The organism is Actinomyces sp. oral taxon 171 str. F0337, assembly GCF_005696555.1.
Classification (GTDB): Bacteria; Actinomycetota; Actinomycetes; order Actinomycetales; family Actinomycetaceae; genus Actinomyces; species Actinomyces oris_E.
Window position 1 is genome coordinate 78,126 of sequence record NZ_CP040005.1, and the last position, 19,618, is coordinate 97,743.

At 70.5% G+C, this 19,618-nt stretch carries 15 protein-coding genes and 3 tRNA genes; 14 read left to right on the forward strand and 4 right to left on the reverse strand.

The window, feature by feature from the left end; translation table 11 throughout:
- Positions 1-50: 50 nt before the first annotated feature.
- Positions 51-1,379, forward strand: a complete 1,329-nt coding sequence (efeO, locus tag FBF36_RS00335; protein ID WP_009395291.1) for an iron uptake system protein EfeO — start codon at positions 51-53, stop codon at positions 1,377-1,379.
- A 45-nt stretch (positions 1,380-1,424) separates the two neighbouring features.
- On the forward strand, positions 1,425-2,957 hold the full coding sequence (gene efeB / locus FBF36_RS00340) for an iron uptake transporter deferrochelatase/peroxidase subunit (RefSeq protein WP_009395292.1): 1,533 nt from the start codon (positions 1,425-1,427) through the stop codon (positions 2,955-2,957).
- 38 nt (positions 2,958-2,995) lie between these two features.
- On the opposite strand, the gene FBF36_RS00345 is transcribed toward efeB, so the two are convergent.
- The gene (locus FBF36_RS00345) at positions 2,996-4,240 is read right to left on the reverse strand and encodes an MFS transporter (RefSeq protein ID WP_009395293.1); all 1,245 of its coding nucleotides are present in this window, start codon (positions 4,238-4,240) and stop codon (positions 2,996-2,998) included.
- 115 nt (positions 4,241-4,355) lie between these two features.
- On the opposite strand from FBF36_RS00345, the gene FBF36_RS00350 reads away from it, so the two are divergent.
- Positions 4,356-4,949, forward strand: a complete 594-nt coding sequence (locus tag FBF36_RS00350) for a TetR family transcriptional regulator (protein WP_009395294.1) — start codon at positions 4,356-4,358, stop codon at positions 4,947-4,949.
- A gap of 33 nt (positions 4,950-4,982) precedes the next feature.
- Positions 4,983-6,407, forward strand: coding sequence for an amidohydrolase (locus FBF36_RS00355; RefSeq protein ID WP_138136941.1), 1,425 nt, complete (start codon positions 4,983-4,985; stop codon positions 6,405-6,407).
- Here FBF36_RS00355 and FBF36_RS00360 read toward each other — a convergent pair.
- The gene (locus FBF36_RS00360; RefSeq protein WP_138136943.1) at positions 6,385-7,587 is read right to left on the reverse strand and encodes a diacylglycerol/lipid kinase family protein; all 1,203 of its coding nucleotides are present in this window, start codon (positions 7,585-7,587) and stop codon (positions 6,385-6,387) included. The two genes, FBF36_RS00355 and FBF36_RS00360, sit on opposite strands and share 23 nt — an antisense overlap.
- Before the next feature lie 109 nt (positions 7,588-7,696).
- The gene (locus tag FBF36_RS00365) at positions 7,697-8,641 is read right to left on the reverse strand and encodes a LysR substrate-binding domain-containing protein (RefSeq protein ID WP_009395698.1); all 945 of its coding nucleotides are present in this window, start codon (positions 8,639-8,641) and stop codon (positions 7,697-7,699) included.
- Positions 8,642-9,201: 560 nt separating this feature from the next.
- Between FBF36_RS00365 and serS the strand changes: the two genes are divergently transcribed.
- From serS to FBF36_RS00395, 6 genes are all read left to right on the forward strand, one after another.
- On the forward strand, positions 9,202-10,482 hold the full coding sequence (gene serS, locus FBF36_RS00370; protein ID WP_009395699.1) for a serine--tRNA ligase: 1,281 nt from the start codon (positions 9,202-9,204) through the stop codon (positions 10,480-10,482).
- A gap of 11 nt (positions 10,483-10,493) precedes the next feature.
- Positions 10,494-11,627, forward strand: coding sequence for an HAD family hydrolase (locus tag FBF36_RS00375; RefSeq protein ID WP_138136945.1), 1,134 nt, complete (start codon positions 10,494-10,496; stop codon positions 11,625-11,627).
- Positions 11,627-13,243 carry an ABC transporter substrate-binding protein gene (locus tag FBF36_RS00380; RefSeq protein WP_138136947.1) on the forward strand — a complete coding sequence of 539 codons (1,617 nt, stop codon included), beginning with the start codon at positions 11,627-11,629 and terminating at the stop codon, positions 13,241-13,243. The genes FBF36_RS00375 and FBF36_RS00380 overlap by 1 nt, the downstream gene beginning before the upstream one ends.
- A 120-nt stretch (positions 13,244-13,363) precedes the next feature.
- On the forward strand, positions 13,364-14,713 hold the full coding sequence (locus tag FBF36_RS00385) for an AGE family epimerase/isomerase (protein ID WP_138136949.1): 1,350 nt from the start codon (positions 13,364-13,366) through the stop codon (positions 14,711-14,713).
- 204 nt (positions 14,714-14,917) lie between these two features.
- Positions 14,918-15,006: transfer RNA gene (locus tag FBF36_RS00390), tRNA-Ser, on the forward strand.
- A gap of 493 nt (positions 15,007-15,499) precedes the next feature.
- Complete coding sequence (locus tag FBF36_RS00395; RefSeq protein ID WP_087944018.1) at positions 15,500-15,934, forward strand: hypothetical protein; 435 nt, start codon at positions 15,500-15,502, stop codon at positions 15,932-15,934.
- Between the two features lie 145 nt (positions 15,935-16,079).
- Here the strand turns inward: FBF36_RS00395 and FBF36_RS00400 are convergent, their stop codons facing one another.
- A complete protein-coding gene (locus FBF36_RS00400; protein ID WP_009397139.1) occupies positions 16,080-16,466 on the reverse strand; it encodes a VOC family protein in 387 nt (128 codons plus the stop codon).
- A gap of 104 nt (positions 16,467-16,570) precedes the next feature.
- Between FBF36_RS00400 and FBF36_RS00405 the strand changes: the two genes are divergently transcribed.
- The 4 genes from FBF36_RS00405 (at position 16,571) to FBF36_RS00420 (ending at position 19,554) form a co-directional block, all read left to right on the forward strand.
- Complete coding sequence (locus tag FBF36_RS00405) at positions 16,571-17,554, forward strand: helix-turn-helix transcriptional regulator (RefSeq protein WP_034492724.1); 984 nt, start codon at positions 16,571-16,573, stop codon at positions 17,552-17,554.
- 150 nt (positions 17,555-17,704) lie between these two features.
- A tRNA-Ser gene (locus FBF36_RS00410) sits at positions 17,705-17,791 on the forward strand.
- 213 nt (positions 17,792-18,004) lie between these two features.
- Positions 18,005-19,318, forward strand: coding sequence for a hypothetical protein (locus tag FBF36_RS13210; RefSeq protein WP_225792397.1), 1,314 nt, complete (start codon positions 18,005-18,007; stop codon positions 19,316-19,318).
- Between the two features lie 160 nt (positions 19,319-19,478).
- A tRNA-Arg gene (locus FBF36_RS00420) sits at positions 19,479-19,554 on the forward strand.
- The last annotated feature ends 64 nt before the right edge of the window (positions 19,555-19,618 follow it).

Sequence of the window (19,618 nt, forward strand, 5' to 3'; positions counted from 1 at the left end):
GAGTACCCTCCCCTCCCCTATCCACGCCGTCTCTTCACAAAGGAAAGACCATGCCCATCATCAAGCGACGCAATATCCTCACCCTGCTCCCCCTGGCCGCTGTGGGCCTGGGCCTGGCCGCCTGCGCCGACAACCCCAAGAACGCCAAGGGCGGCGCCTCCGGCTCCGGGGCGGCCCAGGAGATCACGGTGACCCTCACCGACGACTCCTGCAAGCTCTCGTCCGCGTCCTTCCCCTCGGGCGTCGTCACCTTCACCATCACCAACTCCGGCACGGCGCCCAACGAGTTCGAGATTCTCACCGAGGACAAGCTCCAGATCGTCTCAGAGCAGGAGAACATCGGCCCCGGCACCACCACGAAGCTCACCACCTCCCTCAAGGAGGGCACCTACTACGCCGCCTGCAAGCCCAACATGGTCGGCGAGCTCAAGGGCGTCACCGAGCTGAAGATCACCAAGGGCGCCGCCGTCGACGTCAGCGCCGACGAGGCCAAGGCGCGCGAGACCGCCGTCACCAACTACACCGCCTACGTGCGTGACCAGGCCGGCCAGCTCCTCACCGCCACCCAGGGCTTCGTCACCGCCTACACCTCCGGTGACACCGCCACCGCCAAGAGCCTCTACCCACTGGCACGTCAGTACTACGAGCGCATCGAGCCCACCGCCGAGTCCTTCGGCATCAAGGAGGCCGGCGACCTCGACGCCGCCCTGGACATCCGCATCCAGGACCTCGCCGCCGATGCAGGCAAGGCCGTCACGGACAAGGACGTCCTCGCCAAGTGGACCGGATGGCACCGCATCGAGGCCGACCTGTGGGCCCAGGACTCCTCCAGCCCCTTCAAGTTCGCCGACGACGCCTCCCGCAAGAAGGTCGCCGACCAGCTCAACGCCGACACCAAGTCGCTCTACGACCTCGTCTACGGAAACATCACCGGCTCCGGCGGGAAGAAGTTCGAGCTCGGGCTCGAGGACGTCGCCAAGGGCGCCTCCAGCCTCCTCGAGGAGGTCGCCAGCCGCAAGATCGTCGGTGAGGAGGAGACCTTCTCCCACACCGACCTCTACGACTTCCAGGCCAACGTCGAGGGCGCCAAGGTCGCCTACGGCAACGTCGAGGAGCTCATGAAGAAGAAGGACGCCAAGCTCGCCGAGAAGATCACCACCCAGTTCGCGGCGGTCGAGAAGCTCATCGCGGCCCACGCATCCGGGAAGGCCTCCAACGGCCAGCCCACCTACGCGGACTACTCCACCATCGCCGCGGTCCAGAAGGACGCCGGCGAGACCCCGGACAAGAACGCCTACACCGACGTGCAGCGCAAGTTCTCCGACGCCGTCAACGCCCTGAGCGAGTCGTTGTCCAAGGTCACTGGAACCGTCCTCTGAGGCATCGGCGCCAGAGCAACCCGGACACCCCGGAAGGAGACAGCAGTGAGTGGCAAGCCGACCGACGAGTCGGACACCTCCCCGGTCGCCGACGACGCGGCCCAGGACGAGACCGCGCAGGCGCAGCAGGAGTCGCAGGCCCCCACGTCGGAGGGCCCGGGTGACGGCTCTCCGGCCTCCGACGCGGCGGAGCAGTCTGAGGACGCCAGCACGTCCGACACGGCTGACGAGCCGCAGAAGCCGGAGAAGGCGGATGAGCCCGTGAAGCCTGGACAGGCCGGGAAGCCCGCCACCAAGGGCACCAGCCGCCGCGCCATGTTCACCGGTGCGGGCCTGGGAGCCGCGCTCGCGGGCCTGGCCGGTGTGGCCGGCGGACGCGTCTGGGAGGCCTCCCGCCGGCCCGAGGACGCCATCCTCACGACCTACCCCTTCCGGGGTGACCACCAGGCGGGGATCACCACGCCCGCCCAGGACAACATGTTCACCGCGGCCTTCGACGTCTCCACCACCGACGTCGAGGAGCTCAAGACCCTCCTGTCCGACTGGGCCGTGGCCGCCGAGCAGATGGCCGCCGGCGAGCTCATCGGCGGCCAGCCCAGCTCCAACAAGCAGCTGCCGCCCAAGGACACCGGCGAGGCCTGGGGCTACAAGCCCAACGGTCTGACCATCACCTTCGGCGTGGGCAAGGGCCTGTTCGTCGACGCCGACGGCAAGGACCGCTTCGGCCTGGCCGCCAAGATGCCCGCCGTCCTCAAGGAGGGCATGCCCTCCTTCGCCGGCGACCAGCTCCACGCCGCCCAGTCCGACGGCGACCTGCTCGTCCAGGCCTGCTCCAACGACGCCCAGGTGTGCGTCCACGCGATCCGCAACCTCACCCGCATCGCCTTCGGGACCGCCGCACTGCGGTGGAGCCAGGTCGGTTATGGGCGGACGTCGTCGACCTCCGTGGACCAGGAGACGCCGCGCAACCTGTTCGGCTTCAAGGACGGCACCAACAACATCAAGGCCGAGGACTCCTCCGACCAGCTCAACAAGCACCTGTGGGTCCAGAAGGGCGACGACGCCGCAGCCGAGTGGATGACCGGTGGCACCTACTACGTGGCCCGGCGCATCCGCATGCTCGCCGAGATCTGGGACCGCCTGCGGCTCATCGAGCAGGAGCAGACCATGGGGCGCGACAAGCGCTACGGGGCGCCGCTGAGCATCGCCAACCCCACGAAGTCCTCCGAGGAGTTCACGGCCGTGGACTACAAGGCCAAGGACGACAAGGGCGAGACGCTCGTGCCGGCCGACGCGCACATCGCCGTCGTCTCACCCGAGCAGAACCAGGGGCGCCGGATGCTGCGCCGCGGCTACAACTACACCGACGGCTCCGACTCCCTGGGGCTGCTGCAGACCGGCCTGTTCTTCATCGCCTTCGTGCGCGACCCGCGCACGAACTTCTACCCGATCCTGGACCGCATGACCAAGAGCGACGCCCTCCAGGAGTACCTCAAGCACGAGGCCTCGGCCCTCTTCGCGATCCCCCCGGGCGTCAAGGAGGGCGACACCATGGTGGCCGCCTCGCTCTTCAGCTGAGGACGGAGTGAAGGCGGCTCCCGCGGTGCGGGTGGTGGTCAGTGCTCGGCGTCGGCCAGTGCCTTGAAACCGGTGATCGCGAGGAGCGCCACGGTCAGGATGCCGGTCAGCGTCAGAGACAGCGTCCGGAAGGTGGGCGACGACGTCGCCAGGAGCGGGCCGGCGCTCGTGCCGACGAACAGGATGAATCCGTTGAGTGCCATGCCGCTGCCGCGGTTGGGGGCGGAGACCTGCCCATAGAGGCTGATCATCGCCGGTACGGCCAGCGCGACCCCGGCGACGTACACGACGCTGCAGGCCACCAGGCCCGCCAGGCTCTGAGCCAGCAGTGCCTCACCGAGCATGCCCAGCGCCGACACTCCGAAGCCGAGTCGGGCCGTCCGCGCCCAGGACCACCTGGCCGCGATCCGGCCCGCGATGAGACTGAGGAACATGGCCGGCAGGGCCGCCAGCCGAATGAGGATGACCGTCGAAGGCCGCATGCCCAGCGTCTCCAGGTGGCCGCCGATCCCCGTGTACATGGCGACGAACACCATGAGCAGCGTGACGTGCGCCAGGCTGAGCGCCAGAACCGCGGGTCTGAGCGCGAGCCGGCCCAGCGACGCGAACTGCCCCTGCAGGGAGGAGGTCGATGGGCCGGAAGCGGCGTCGTGCACGACGGCGAGGACGGCCGCCAGGGCCACAGCCAGCAGCCCTCCGCACAGGGGGAAGAACCACCGCCACCCCAGGTGCAGCGCGACCAGTGAGGCCAGGACCTGGCCGACGATGCCCGCCACGAGGAACGACGTCGACATCGCCCCGATCGCCCCGGCCCGCCTCGGCGGTGCCAGCGCCTCCGACAGGTAGGCCAGCGCCACGGGTGCGAAACCGGAGGCGCTCAGACCCTGGACCGCACGCAGGGCCGCGAGCGCCGGCAGGGACGGGGCCAGGGCGCAGCAGACGGTGGAGACGGTGAGGGTCCCCAGCGCGAGCGCCATGGTCCTCCTCCTGCCGTAGTGGTCGGAGACCGGCCCCCAGATGAGGAAGCCCATGGCGTAGGTGAGGCTGAAGGCCGTCGACAGGGCGACGGTGGCGCTGCCGTGGAGGTCGGTCGAGATCGGGGTGAGCAGAGGGATGGCGGCGTACAGCTGGGTCAGGACGAGCAGCGCGGTGACGACGAGGGCCGCGGTGGCGCCGCTGCCGGCGGGGTAGGTGGGGGAGGTCGACCGGGTCGTCGACCGGGCTGACGGCTCGGGGGAGCGGGCGACGTCGGGATGCTGATCGGGTCGGTGCGCGGGAGACATGAGAGCCCCTTTCCAACGTAAGCGTTGGAAATGACCCTAGTAGACTGGAAGAGAAAGTGCAACGGTAGCGTTGGAGTTTGCCGCCGGCGCTCGCGGACACGGGAGACGGAGTGTCATGGCCTGGGACACCGAGGGAACCAAGCGCAAGATCAAGGACGCCGCCACCGCCGAGTTCACCCGCCGTGGGCCCGCCGGGACCACCATCGAGCGGATCGCCAAGCGTGCGGGCGTCAACAAGGAGCGCGTCTACAACTACTTCGGCTCCAAGGACCGCTTGTTCTCCGCAGTCCTGCGCGACGAGCTGACCAGGGTGGCCGAGGCCGTGCCGCCCGCCTTCGACGTGGGGGAGGACGTGGGGGACTACGCCGGGCGCCTGTACGACTACCACCGGCAACGCCCCGAGCTCATCCGGCTGCTGTGCTGGGAGGCCCTCACCTTCGACGACGAGGTCCCCGAGGAGGAGCTGCGGCGGGAGCACTACCAGCGCAAGATCGCCGGGGTGCGCAGCGGTCAGGACTCCGGCGCCCTGACCCGGGACGTCGACCCCGGGGCGCTCATGCTCATGATCATGTCGCTGACCGGCTGGTGGTCCACCGTGCCCCAGGTGGCGCGGATGCTGTGCGGGCCCCTCGATGATGAGGAGGCGCACGAGCGACAGCGCGCCGTCGTGGTTGACGCGGCCCGTCGGCTCGCCGCACCCCGCGACTGAGCGCGGGGAGGTCGGCTGGGCCAAGATGGACCCATGCGCGACCTGAACGACCTGACCCGCCCCACCGTCCCCTCCGGCGCCATCCAGGAGCGCATGACCGCCGAGACCGAGGAGCGCCGCGGCGTCGTCGGCCCGGCACCGGCCCTGCCCGACGACGCCGGAGCCCCCGCTGGCCTGCGCACCGCCCTGGGTGAGGTCGTCGCCGGGCTGGCCCCGCAGATCGTCGAGCTCTCCCACGATATCCACGACCACCCCGAGACCGGCTACGAGGAGCACCACGCCGTGGCCGCGGTCGCCGATCTCCTGCGCCGCCACGGCATCGAGCCCGAGGTCGGCGTCTACGGCATGGACACCGCCCTGCGCGCCGAGATCCCCGGGGGTGGGGATGCGGACGCGGCGGCCGCGGGCTCCGGTGAGTCCGCCGGCACCATCGCGATCCTCGCCGAGTACGACGCCCTGCCCGGCATCGGCCACGGCTGCGGGCACAACGTCATGTGCGCCAACTCCGTGGGCGCCTTCCTCGCCCTGGCGGCCCTGGCCCGCTCCCACCCGGGCGCCCTGCCCGGCCGCGTCGTCCTGCAGACCACGCCCGCCGAGGAGAACTCGACCGCCAAGGAGATCCTGGCCGTGCGCGGCATGCTCGACGGCGTCGACGCCGCCATCCAGACCCACTCCTACGCCCACGACGTCACCCACCAGACCTGGCTGGGCGTGCGCCGCCTGCGCGTCATCTTCCACGGTGTGCCGGCCCACGCCGCCTCCCAGCCCTTCATGGGCCGCAACGCCCTGGACGCCGCCACCCTGGCTCTGACCGGCATCGGCCTGCTGCGCCAGCAGATGCTCCCCATGGACCGCCTCCACGCCATCATCACCGACGGCGGCCAGGTCCCCAACATCATCCCCGAACGCACCGAGCTGTCCATCATGGTGCGCTCGAAGTACCTCGAGACCCTCAAGGAGATCGCCGAGCGGGTCGAGGAGGTCCTCCACGGCGCCGCCCTCATGACCGGCACCGGCGTTGAGATCCTCACCTCCGAGTACTGCAACGAGGTCCCCGTCCGGGACAACGGCCCCCTGCTGACCTCCTGGGTGCGCTCCCAGCGCGAGCGCGGCCGCGACCCCCTGGCCACCGGGGTCCTGCCCGAGACGATCGCCGCCGGCACCGACTTCGGCAACGTCTCCCAGCGCGTGCCCGGCATCCACCCGCTCATCAAGGTCACCGACCGGCCCGACGTCGCCCTCCACACCCCCGCCATGACCGAGGCCGCCGGCGCCCCCACCGGGGACGCGGCCGCGCTCGACGGCGCCTACGGGCTGGCCGCCGTCGCCCTGGACTGGCTGCACGACGCCGAGCTGCGCCGGGCCGTGCGAGCCGACTTCGAGGCCACCGGCGGGGCGATCGACGTCGCCGGCTTCTGGGAGGAGCGAACCGGGGTCAGGCCGCGGGGCGACGGATGAGCAGCGCCCCGGGGTCGATGCGCACCCGCATGCCCTGCGTGGGCGCCAGCAGGTCCCCGTCGACCTCCACCAGGGCCGGCGTCGAGAGCTGGACGGCCACCTCCCCGCCGCGCCGCAGCGCCACCCGCCCCAGGGAGCGACCCGACTCGGAGTAGCGCGCCGCGTAGGGCGGCAGCACCTGGCGCGCCAGCGAGCTCCAGCCCGCCAGGCCGGCCACCGTGTCGATGGCGGCGACGTCGAGCAGGCCGTCGTCGGTGCGGGCCTGCGGCAGCAGGGTGATGCCGGCCGGGAGGCGGCCGCCGTTGGCCACCAGCAGGTTACGGGCTCTCAGGCGCTCCACGCGCCGCTGTCCGGCCTCGTCCAGAAGGCTCAGCACCAGGTCCATGCGCGGCGAGCCCAGGTTCTCCATGGCCGCCAGCGCGTAGGCGCCCCAGCCGACCCTCGCCTTGAGGGCCGGGCGCGTGGAGGCCACCAGTCCGGCGTCGAAACCGATCCCGGCCACCACCATGCAGGCGTGCTCGTCGCCGAGCGTGGGCCGGGTCCACTGTCGGGGCCTGCGGGTCGCCCTCTGGATCGTGCGCACGGCCCGGGCCGCCTCAGCCGACAGCTGCTGGGAGTCGGCCCGGGTGGGCGGGGTGCCCGGCGGGGCTGCTGAGGCTCGGCCCGTCAGGGTGCCAGAGCCGGCCTGTCCTCTGGGGGTGCTCCCCGGTGCCGGGTCGGGGTCGACGTCGGGATCGGACCAGGGCTCGGTCCTCACCCAGGCCAGGTCGGCGGGAAGATCAACCCCCTGGGCCACCACCTTGGCCGCGGCCCTCGGGTCTCCGACCGGCACTCCGAGGTTGCGGGCCGCCAGGTTCGCCGTGCCCAACGGGACGATGCCCATCTGGGCGCCGGTGCCGGCCAGGCCGGCCGCCACTGAGCGCACCGTTCCGTCACCGCCGGCGGCCACCACCAGCCTGGCCCCGGCGGCCAGGGCCAGGCGCGCCTGCATCGTGCCCGGCTCGGAGACGCTTGTCTCCAGCCATACGGGCCGGGCGTAACCGGCCTCGTACAGCTCATCCTCCAGCCGGGAGCGCACCGCAGCGGTGGCGCGCGGCTTGGAGGGATTGACGACGACGCAGGCCAGCGGCCGCCCGGTGCGCATCGTCGCCCGGGTGCCGCCGTCGGTGCCGCCCGTCATAAGGGCAGGCTAGTCGCCCATGCGGTCCCGGTCACGGCCCGCGAGGGCCCGGCGAGTGCGAGAGGATCGGGAGCGCATGCCGCTGGTCAGAAGCGCCCCGGAGGCGGGCTCAGGCCGCAGCCGGGGCCGTGGCGGAGGAGACGGGCAGGTCGGCCTCGCTCACCAGGCGCGAGATGAGGGCGGCCAGCTGGGCGAAGTCGGCGCCGCGGGAGGAGGAGACCCGGTGCACCAGGCCCATGTGGCGCACCGGCGCCTCGTCGCCGAAACGGGCGACGCCGTACTCCGAGGAGGGGATCAGCAGCTGGAGGGCGCCCTCAGGGATGATCGTCACGCCGGAGCCGTGTGCGACCATGCGGGTCACCGTCGACAGGGTGGTGGCCACCGCGACCGGAGGCTGGGAGCCGTAGCGCTGGCACAGGGCCAGGGTCTGGTCGCGCAGGCAGTTGCCCTCGTCGAGCAGGAGGAGGGGCTGGCCGTCGAGCTCGGCGGGGCTCACGTCCGTGCGGCCGGCCCAGGGGTGGCCGGCGGCGGTGAGGACGACGAGCTGCTCGTCGAACATCGGGATCGCGGTGGTGCGCTGGAGGTCGTCCTCCAGGGCGATGATGGCGGCGTCGAGGCGTCCCTGGGCGAGCTGGTCGAGGTTGTCCCCGGTGACCATCTCACGCAGGTCCAGGTCCATCTGGGGCAGGGCCTCACGCAGGCCGTCGATGAGAACGGGGGCCAGGTAGGGCGCAATCGTGGGGATGATGCCCAGGCGCATCGTGCCGCTCAGGGTGGCGCCCTGGCTGGAGGCGGCCTCGTTGAAGGCCTCGGCCGCCAGGACGGCGTCCCGGGCGAAGGGCAGCAGGGCCTCGCCCAGGGAGGTGACCAGGACGCGACGGGTGGTGCGCTCCACCAGCTCGCCGCCGACGCGCTTCTCCAGTGCGGTGATGGCCTGGGACAGGCTGGGCTGGCTGACTCCGAGCGCGGTGGCGGCCTCGCCGAAGTGCTGGTGGTCGCACAGCGCTACGAACGCCCGCAGCTGGGAGAAGGACGGAGATGATGAGGTCGGCATGAGTTGTGGTCCTGTGGTCGGGGCCCGCATTCACAGCGATCGGCGAGCCTGATATGACGGAGTGACAGAAAATCGGAGGCAGACGACTAGCCGGGAGGAGCGGGGAGAGCGGTGCGGTGGGAGGTGTCGGCGAGCCTCCAACGCGGCGACCCGGAAACACCGTCGGGAACGATAGGGTGCACCGATTGAAATAGATTCTATTCACAGGTGGATTGCGTCGGTAGAGGGGTGTGGGTCACGTTCGCCGTCAGGAGGTGGTGCGGGCGAGGGTGAGCGTGTATGCATCACGGCTCTGCCTGCTCCGCGCCCCTACCACCCAATCTCCCGGATAATTCCTGGATCTCAGTGCCCTCGGGTCATCCCGGCGGCTGGGTGGCACCGGTGGATCGACGTCGATTCCGGCCCGTTCCGCCCTCGGGTGTCGGCTCGACCACTCACCCGTGACTTTGATCGTCCCCCGGCTTTTCCCGTCTCCGCCGCCCGTGCCGCTCACGGCCCGGATCCGCCCGGGATGCTGCTCGAATGCTGTCTGGGGCGCGGTCCTGACTACACTCGTGACCATGATCGACCTGCGTGCGCTTCGTGAGAACCCCGAGCCCTTCCGCGCCAGCCAGCGAGCCCGTGGTGCCGACGTCGATCTCGTCGACCGCGTCATCGCCGCCGACGAGACCCGCCGTCAGTCGCTGGCCGCCTTCGAGAACCTCCGCGCCGAGCAGAAGCAGGTCTCCCGGTCCGTGGGGAAGGCCTCGCCGGAGGAGCGCCCGGCGATCCTGGCCAGCGCCAAGGAGCTGGCCGAGCAGGTCAAGGCCGCCGAGGCCGCCTCCTCGGCCGCCGCCGCCGAGCTCGACGACCTGGCCCGCCAGTTCGCCAACCTCATCGAGGGGGCGCCCTCGGGAGGCGAGGAGGACTACGTCGTCCTGCGCCATGAGGGCGGCGAGCCCCGCGACTTCACCGCCGAGGGCTTCGAGCCCGCCGACCATCTGGCGATCGGCGAGGGTCTGGACATCATCGACACCCGCCGCGGCGCCAAGGTCTCCGGCGCCCGCTTCTACTACCTCAAGGGCTGGGGCATGCGCCTGGAGCTGGCGCTCATGACGGCGGCCCTGGACGCCGCCGTTGCCCACGGCTTCACCCCGATGACCACCCCCACCCTCGTCACCCCGCAGGTCATGGGCGGCACCGGCTTCCTGGGCGCCCACAGCGACGAGATCTACTACCTGCCCGCCGACGACCTCTACCTCACCGGCACCTCCGAGGTGGCCCTGGCCGGCTACCACGCCGACGAGATCCTCGACCTGTCCGCCGGTCCCAAGCGCTACATGGGCTGGTCCACCTGCTACCGGCGCGAGGCCGGTGCCGCAGGCAAGGACACCCGCGGCATCATCCGCGTCCACCAGTTCAACAAGGCGGAGATGTTCTCCTACTGCCGCCCCGAGGAAGCCGAGGCCGAGCACGCCCGGCTCCTGGCCATGGAGGAGGAGATGCTGGCCCTGGTCGAGCTGCCCTACCGGGTCATCGACACCGCCGCCGGGGACCTGGGCTCCTCGGCCGCACGCAAGTTCGACTGCGAGGCCTGGCTGCCCACCCAGCAGCGCTGGATGGAGGTCACCTCCACCTCCAACTGCACCACCTACCAGGCCCGCCGACTGGCCGTGCGCGAGCGCCGCGAGGGCGGCACGAGCCCCGTGGCCACCCTCAACGGGACCCTGGCCACCACCCGCTGGATGGTCGCCATCCTGGAGAACCACCAGCAGGCCGACGGCTCGGTGCGCGTGCCCGCGGGCCTGCGCCCCTACCTGGGCGGCCTGGAGGTCATCGAGCCCGTCGGCGCCACCGCCTGAGGGTCGGCCCCATGAACCCCACCCCCGCCTCCAGGCCGGGTGCCGCCCGCGAGACCGACGCCGTCAGTGACCCCGGGGGCTCGGGGCCCACCGGTAACGGCCCGGCCGTCAACCCCGCCACCGGCATCGCCCCGGCCGGCCAGCCCCTGACCCGCCTGGGCGGCTCCACGGAGTACGTCGGGCACCTCGAGGACGGCGCCGGCGACACCGCAGGCACCGGTGAGCGTGTCCTGCGCCGTCGGCCCCTGGACCACGAGGAGTACCACGCCCTCGTCCAGGACCGGATGCAGGACCTCGACGCCCTGGAGGCCGCCGGCGGCGCCCGGCTCGCACCCGGCCACGGGCTCGTCGTGGCCCTCGACGTCGACGGCACCATCCTCGACATGGACGGGCGCGTCTCGGAGCGGGTCATGGCCTCCATCGCCCGCCTGCGCGCCCACGAGGTCCCCGTGGTCATCTCCACCGGCCGCGGGATCGCCGCCGCCATGCCGGTGGTGCGCCACCTGGGGCTGTCCACCGGCTGGATGGTGTGCGCCAACGGCGCCCTGACCCTGCGGCTCGACCCGGACGCCCCCGGAGGCTACGAGGTGGTCGACTCGCGCACCTTCGACCCGCGCACCGCCATCGAGACCCTGCACGCCGCCGTGCCCGACGGGATCATCGCCGTGGAGGACCCCGGCATCGGCTTCAAGGTCTCCCGGCTCTTCCCCGACGGCGAGCTCATCGAGGACCAGCAGGTCGTCACCTTCGACGAGCTCGTCTCCCAGCCGGTCACCCGCGTGGTCCTGCGGGCCCCGGGCATGTCCGTCGAGCGCTTCTCCGAGATCGTGGCCGACTCCGGGCTGCACTCGGTGGAGTACGCCATCGGCTGGACGGCCTGGCTCGACGTCGCCCCCGAGGGCGTCACCAAGGCCTCCGCCCTCGAGGCGCTCATCGCCCGCCTGGGCACCGACTCCGCCCACGTCCTGGCGGCCGGGGACGGCTCCAACGACGTCGAGATGATCGAGTGGGCCGGAGCCGGCGTCGTCATGGGCAGCGCACCGCAGTGGGTGCGCGACCGCGGCGATATCCTGACCGAGCCCGTGTGGCGGGACGGCTGCGCCGCCGTCCTGGACGCCCTCATCGAACGAGTAAGGCACCTCTGATGCGACAGTCCCCCCTCCCTGTCTCCCGCAACAACTCCATCCCCAAGGAGCGCGCCGAGCACGCCGCTCGCCCCACCGGCCCGTCCGGAGGGGCGAGCGCCCCTGGCCGACGACGCGCGAGCCGTCGGCTGCGTCGGGGCGGCCGCCTCCTGGCCGCGGCCAGCACCCTGACCCTGGCGGCCGCCGCCACCGCCGCCTGCTCAGCCGGCGGGTCCGGCTCGGCGTCGGCCACTGGCTGCGCCGCCTACCAGGCCTACCAGGGCCACAAGGGCGCCACCGTCACCATCTCCAGCGGCCTGACCGGCACCGAGGCCGAGCGCTTCGAGGCCTCCGTGGCCGAGTTCGAGAGCTGCACGGGCATCAACGTCGAGCACGCCGGCACCACCGAGCTGCGCTCCCAGCTGCTCAACGGCTCGGGAGCGAACCTGTCCACCAGCGCGGGGGCCTCGCCGTCGAGCCAGGACAACCCCGAGAACCTGCCCGACCTGGCCATCGTGCCTCAGCCCGCCATGGTGGCCGAGCTCGTGGACACCGGCGTCGTCCACCCGCTGCCGAACAGTGTCAACAGCAACGTGGAGGCCGGCTGGGACCGGCACTGGATCCAGGTGGGCATCCACGCCTCCGTGCCCTACGGCGCCCCGCTCATGGCCTCGGTGAAGTCCCTCGTGTGGTACTCGCCGGACGCCTTCAAGAAGGCCGGCTACGAGGTGCCCGACACCTGGGCCGAGCTGGAGGCCCTCACCAACAAGGTCCGTGCCGATCACCCCGACGGCTCCGTGACGCCCTGGTGCGTGGGCGCTGCCGACGGGGAGTCGACCGGCTGGGTGCTGACCGACTGGCTCGAGGACGCCCTGCTCTCCACCCAGGGGCCCGGCGTCTACGAGACCTGGGCCTCGCACCGGGTTCCCGTCGACTCATCGAACGCCGTGGAGGCCCTCACCGCCGTCAACTCCCTGGTCCTGGATGACGGGCACGTCGCCGGTGGGCGCGGCTCGGTCATCTCCCGCACCCCCGTGCAGGCCGGGGCCGACCTGACCAAGGGCAGCTGCCTCATGCTGCACGCCTCATCGTCCTTCGAGAGCCGCTTCCCCGAGGGCACCGTCATCACCGACGCCGACGGCGCCAACCCGGTGACGGTCCAGACCCCCCGCCCGACCGCGAGCGCCACTGCCGGGGCGACGGCGTCGTCGAAGGGCACGACGGCCCCGGCGGGTACGAAGGTCTCGGCCTTCCTCACCCCGGCGGCGGACCGCGGCTCGGACTCCGTGCTGGTGGGCACCGACTACCTCGTGGCCTTCACCCGCTCGGACGCGGTCACCGCGGTCATGGAGTACCTGACCTCCCATGAGTGGGCCCGCACGCGGGCGGCGCTGGGCGGGGTGGCGACCGCCAACCAGGGCGTTGACCCGGACCTGGCGCCCAGCGACGTCGGTCGGCGCGCCACGCGGCTGCTCCAGTCGCGCCAGACGACTGTGGAGATGGACGCCTCGGACTCGATGCCCGTGAGTGTGGGCAGCAGCGCCATGTGGCTCGGGCTGAGCCGGTGGTCGACCGGGGCGATGACCCCCAAGGAGGCGCTCAAGCAGGCCGAGTCGGCCTGGCCGAAGCAGAAGTAGCCGTCCCCGGCGGGCAGCGTCGAGTGGGCGCGGGAGCGAGGCGCTCAAGAGCAATCCGGAGCATTGATCCGCGTCAGACGGGTCGATAGCCTGGGATCCCCAGCGGATCAAGGAGGACTCATGGGACTGGGATGGTTCGGCGCCCCCGAGCACAAGCGTTGGCTGGCCTACGAGACGCATGCGCTGCTGCACTACGCGCGCGCCGCGCAGGTGCCCACCGGATTCGGCTGGATCGGTCAGAACGGTGAGGTGGACCCCTCCCATCCCGTCGAGCTGTGGATCACCGGCCGCATGACATTCGCCTTCTCCCTGGGGGCGCTCATGGGGATCCCCGGCTGTCGCCGCTACGCCGACCACGGCGTGCGCGCCCTGAACGGCCCCCTGCGCGACCCGGTCAATGGCGGCTGGTACTCGGCGATCGGCCCCGAGCCCGACGCCGAGGGGCGGGGCGTCCCGATCGACGGCGAAGCCCGTAAGGAGTGCTACCAGCACGCCTTCGTGCTCCTGGCCGCGGCCACGGCGACGGCCGCCGACCGGCCCGGCGCCCACGAGCTGCTGCGCGACGCCATCGCCGTCCAGGACCGCTACTGGTGGGACGAGGCCCAGCAGATGCCGGTGGAGTCCTACGCCGCCGACTTCACCGGCCCCGAGGACTACCGCGGCATCAACGCCGCCATGCACACGGTGGAGGCCTACCTGGCCACCGCCGACGTCACCGGCGAGGCGCGCTGGCTGGAGCGGGCCCTGAAGATCGCCGACTTCGCCGTCAACGTCCAGGCCCGCGAGCACGGCTGGCGCCTGCCCGAGCACTACTCCACCTCCTGGGAACCGCGCCTGGACTACAACCGCGACGAGCCCGCCCACCCCTTCCGGCCCTACGGCGTCACGCCGGGCCATGCGCTGGAGTGGGCGCGCCTGACCGTGCAGCTGCGTGGGGCGCTCATCAACCGCTCCATGAGCGCGCCGGACTGGATGCTTGAGGCCGCCGAGCACATCTTCGATCAGGCCCGCACCGACGGCTGGCGCGTCGACGGCGCCCCGGGCTTCGTCTACACCACGGACTTCGACGGCAGGCCGGTGGTCCACGAGCGCATGCACTGGGTCGTCTGCGAGGGCATCTCGGCGTCGGCCGCCATCCGTCAGGCCCTGCTCGACGACGGGCACGGGGAGATCGACGTCGAGCACTACGAGCACTGCTACCGGGCCTGGATCGACTACGCCGAGGAGTTCCTCATCGAGGCGCCCGGCGTGTGGACCCACGAGCTCGACCGCGACAACCGGCCCTCGACCCGCACCTGGGCCGGGCACCCGGACATCTACCACGCCCTGCAGGCGACCCTCATGGCGCGCCTGCCGGTGTGGCCGGCCATCGGGCAGGCCCTGGCCGAGGGGCGGCTCGACGAGCCGAGCTCGCTGCTGCCGGCGCGTGCCAGCAAGCCGCACCGGCGCGGGTTCTTCGGCAGGTCCTAGGGCCTGCCGCGGAAGCCGGCCGGAGCCTGGCAGTCGGGGCAGGCGGCTCGCGTTCGTAGGGTAGGTCGTGCGTTCGTACCCTCTACCCCTCGAACGCGAGGCATAAGGTACGACCGCGACGTCGACGACCGGTGGGTTCGTGGTGACCGTGGGGCCCACAGGGATGGTAGGGTCTGTGCCTGCCGCACCCCTAGGGTGCGACTAGGAGAGGTGACAGAGCGGCCGAATGTGGCGGTCTTGAAAACCGCTGTGCGCCTGGCGCACCGGGGGTTCGAATCCCCCCCTCTCCGCCATGTCATGCTTACTCGAACCCTCGGTAGCAATTCGGCTGCCGAGGGTTTGCTCGTGCTCGGATGTGGTCACCCAAGTGGCTCTCGGCGTCTTCTGGGCGCAATGCACGAAGGTCGGGGGTTACTGGAGGAAGGTTGGGTGTACTTCGCGGGGTGCGGGGGTTCGTGCAGTACGCACAACCCTTGGCCAGTAGTCCCCGAGGCTCGTGGAGTAGTCGGCTGGAGCGAGGGGGTGCTTGGGTGGAGGAGTCGTTGGCGAGCCGCGGTGTCGAGGCGGCAAGGCCAGCTTGTGTCCCGACGGCGACGAGCGGGGAGTGTTCAGTGAGCATGCTCAGGCATATCTGACCCTGCCGGGCGTGAGGTTCACGAGAAGTTATTCGATGCGCTTCAAGGTTCCTTGGGTGGCACCGCTCAAGTTATCGCCGACTCTGTCGAGTGGGTCATGTGGGCGCTACTCTAGGCTTCTGTCGCAAGGAGTGAGGGGAGGTCGCAGTTAATGCCCGAGTCTAGTGCAGAGTTAGACGAATTACGTCGCCGAGTTGATGAGCAGTCTCAACGCATCGAAGAGTTGCAGGATGCCTTGCACACCTTGTCTATAGCGGTCCAGTATCGGAAGGAAGAGACTTACCTGGCCTTCCAGGCCGAGCACGGTATCACCGGACGGCGAAGGATTGCTCTGAATGCGGCCATCAATGGGGTGCTGTCTCGAGCGCAGGGACGTGTGAACCCACTCAGCTCCAGGGTTCGTGAAGAACTCCTGGAAGATTATCCAGCGCTGGCCAAGGCGTATGCGCCGGAGCCGATCGACTGGGATGAGGCTGTTCGCGTCGTCGGCGAGGTGCTGGGTAGTGAGCATCTCGGTAGGCAGGCGCTGGAGGCGCATCGCGCCCGTGGGTTGGGGCTGGAAGGTCACCGAGCGCTCTCTCGATGACCGACCTCCGCACTGTGGGCGGGGTCTGTCAACGCCGGCGGTTCCCACCCGTACTCAGGTGACAGCAGCTGTCTTGATGAACTCATAGCGCTGCAGCGCATTGATGCCTGCACCCGGTGGCGGGCAGGGCGCCGAGCGCCTTGAGTCAGACGAAGCTCGAGGTATCGGTGGCGCACACGCGCAGGCGGTGCCCATCGGGGTCGGTTGCCACAAAGGTGTAGCCGAACTCGAGGACGGTCGGCTCCAGAACCATCGGAATGCCCAGCATCTTCCACTGCGCGTGAAGACGATCGACATCGGCACGCTCGACGTTGCTGAGACTCAGCTCGGTCCCGCCTACGTATGGCTCGGCAGCGGGTTCAATCTCATCGGCCGCCTGTAGTCCGAGGGTCATATCGTCAGACAGCGTGAAGACGCTGAATCCTGGATAGGTCTTGATCGGTTCATGACCGAGAATCCGGCGGTAGAAGGTGGTACTCGCCTCGACGTCGGAGACGTAGAGGATGACGCTGTTGGGAACGAAGGTCGTCATGGTGATGCTCCTGAGACTCTCACGGGTATACGAGGTGGGCGGACGACGTCGAGGTTAGAGAGCATTGGTGTCACCTTGTGTCACGTACGTGCGAGGATGAGTCGGTGCGTGCTGACCGCCTACTGTCCATGATCTGGCTGCTGCGCACCCATGGTCGTCTGTCCGCCGAGGACCTGGCGCAGCGGCTGGAGGTCTCACGGCGTACCGTGCTGCGGGACGTTGAGGCGCTGTCGGCTGCGGGAGTGCCGGTATGGTGCGAGCGGGGACCTCATGGCGGAGTGAGAATCGACCCCGGCTTTCGCATTGACGTGACGGGACTGAGCCGTGAGGAGAGCCGGGCTCTCTTCGCCGGTCTCACCAGCTGGGGTGCTGCGCCACTGGGCCTTGGCGACGCCCTCGCCTCCGCGTCTCGCAAGCTGCTCGCCGCCGTCCCCGACAGCCATCGCAGCCGGTCCATGGGCATCGCCTCGCGCGTCGTGGTTGATCCTCAAGGGTGGCTTCCCCTGCCCGAGAGTGAGCGGGCCGACGCCGTCTTCCATGCTGTCCAGGAAGCGGTCTTGACGCGCCATCGACTGCGTATGGTCTTCCGTCACAAGTCGAGGATGACGACGCAGGACGTCGTCGATCCGCACGGAATAGTTGCTGCTGGTCGCAGCTGGTACCTGTGCGCCTCACACGGCACCGAGGTTCGCTTCACCAGGCTCTCTCGGATCGAAGAGGCTGATGTACTCGCTGAGGAGTGTGCTGACGACTCCGGCTTCGACATGACCGCGGCATGGCAGAAACAGCGCGAGGAGTTTCTTGAAAGGTTCGAGGCCATCACAGCCACTGCCTGGGTACGGGATGAACGCTGGAGCGATGTGCAGGAGTGGACATTGCGCGCAACGACGACCGATGCAGACGGCGAACCTCCCGAAGATGAGGGATGGACCTTTCTCCGGCTGGAGTTCATGGACCACCTGCATGCCATGACGATTCTGCTTCGGCTCGGCCCGGATGCCTGCGTCATCACCCCCAAGCGCCTGCGTCAGGACCTCCTCGACTACGTGGACCTCATACGTGAGCGGTACCGCGCCGATGGGACCTGATGACTGGCGGTTGAGGCGGCAGCTCACACGTCGCCCCGACGGCGGTGAGCAGGTCGAGGCGCCCGCACCGTGTCTTCGGCGGTTTGCTCGCACCGGCATCCTCCCGGTAGGCTGCCCGTGCGTCCTTCGGTGGAGCCGTGGGAAGGCGATGGAGATGTCGCATAGTGGCCTAGTGCGCCTCCCTGCTAAGGAGGTTGGGGTGGAAGCCCCTCGGGAGTTCGAATCTCCCCATCTCCGCCGGATTGATGAGCCCCGGTGCGAAGCGGCGTGCCGGGGCCTCGTCGTCCCCGGGGCGTCCGTCGCGGCGGCCCCGGCGGCTCCCCAGTGGCTGAATGATCCCCGTGAATCGGGTCGCGATCGGGCGTTCGCCTCTGGCCGATCGGGGTGCCTGCGTGTCTTCATGCGTCGATCCGGGATAGCGTGATGCTGTACTCGACTGAGAGGGAACTCATGTCTGACCACGACGCAACCCAGCCGCCGACCGCCGGCTCGCCCCGCCCCGATCAGGGCGACGAGTTCAACGCCCGGACCGTCCTCATCAACCAGGACCTGCTCGACGCTGCGCGCGCCGAGCAGCAGGCCACTGGGCAGGCGCCCGGCTCCGCCCCTGGCGCTGCGCCCGGCGCCCAGGCAGGATCGTGGCGCCCCGTTCAGCCCGACCTGCCGGCCGGGCCTCCTCCTGAGGAGCAGACGCGCGCCTACTCCGCACATGCCGCACAGGCGGCAGCCCAGCCCGGTGCGGCGTCGGCAGACCCCTACCTTCAGGCCGGCTCCTTCACCCAGCAGGGAGGGGCGAGCCAGCCGGGCCAGCCCAGTCAGCCCTCACAGTTCGGCCAGCCCGACCCGGCCGGGAGTGCCGGATTCGGAGCCCCCGCCTCGCCCTTCCAGCCCGAGCAGCCGAACGCGCAGCATGCCGCCCAGCCGGCGCCCTACAGCCAGCCGGTACAGCCCGCCTGGGGCGGGCCCACGGCCGACGACGGCGTCGCAGCCGCAGCAGCAGCCGCGGCGTCGCCCTTCGACCAGTCCGCCCCCGGCATCCCCTCGGCTCCGGGCACCTCCTCGGCCCCCGCCGCCGGTGCGGCTCCAGGGACCGAGGCGAGTCGGGAGACCCTGCACTGGCAGGGGCAGCAGCCGCAGGCCCAGCCGGCAGGCCTGCAGGACCAGCAGCCCTTCGCCCAGCAGCCCGCCCCGCACTCGCACCCCTTCAGTGGGGGCCGTCAGGACGGGGACGTCGGCATGTCCTCGGTCTTCCCCACGGCGACCGCGCGCGCTGAGGCCGAGCAGGCCACGGAGGCCTTCGCCCCCGACGCGACACAGGCGGTCACCCAGTCCGCGCCGTCGTCCTCAGCCTTCGCGTCGCAGGGCTCGGCGCCCCAGTGGGGCTCAGCCCCCTCCTCCGACGCCGCAGCCGGGCAGGCCCCGTCCTTCCCCGACATGGCTCCTCCTGCGGCGGGCTCGCCGTTCGCGCGTCCGGCAGGAGGCGGAGCGCTGGCGGCGGCGCGGTCTGAGGAGTCTGAGAGCGCGGACTCCGTCGGCAGCTGGATGCTGACGATCCTGCTGGCGGGCATCCCGTTGTTCGGGCTCATCTACATGCTGATCCTGGCCTTCGGCAGCGGCCACTCCGCCAGCAAGAGGAACTGGGCAAAGGCCACTCTCATCTGGGCGGTCATCGGTGCCGTCCTGAGCATCCTCTTCGTCGTCGTGCTCGGTGCACTTGGCTGGACGTTCAACGCCGGGAGTGCCGGAGGCACTGGCGTCGGATAGAAGCCCAGTGGCTCGAAGGTGAGCACCGCTGCCACAGCAGCGCCCACAGGGCCGGAGCCCCGTCGTCGGCGGGGACTCCGGCCCTGTGCCCATCCTCACGGGGAACGGATTTGTCCCCTGGGTGGACGCTGAGTAGTGTTCTACCCGTCGGCAACGACATGCGCCTGTAGCTCAACGGATAGAGCATCTGACTACGGATCAGAAGGTTGGGGGTTCGAATCCCTTCGGGCGCACCAACACCCCGTCATCGGCTGAACAGTCGGAGCCGGGGTGTTTTCCATGTCCGGCACTCCCCGACCC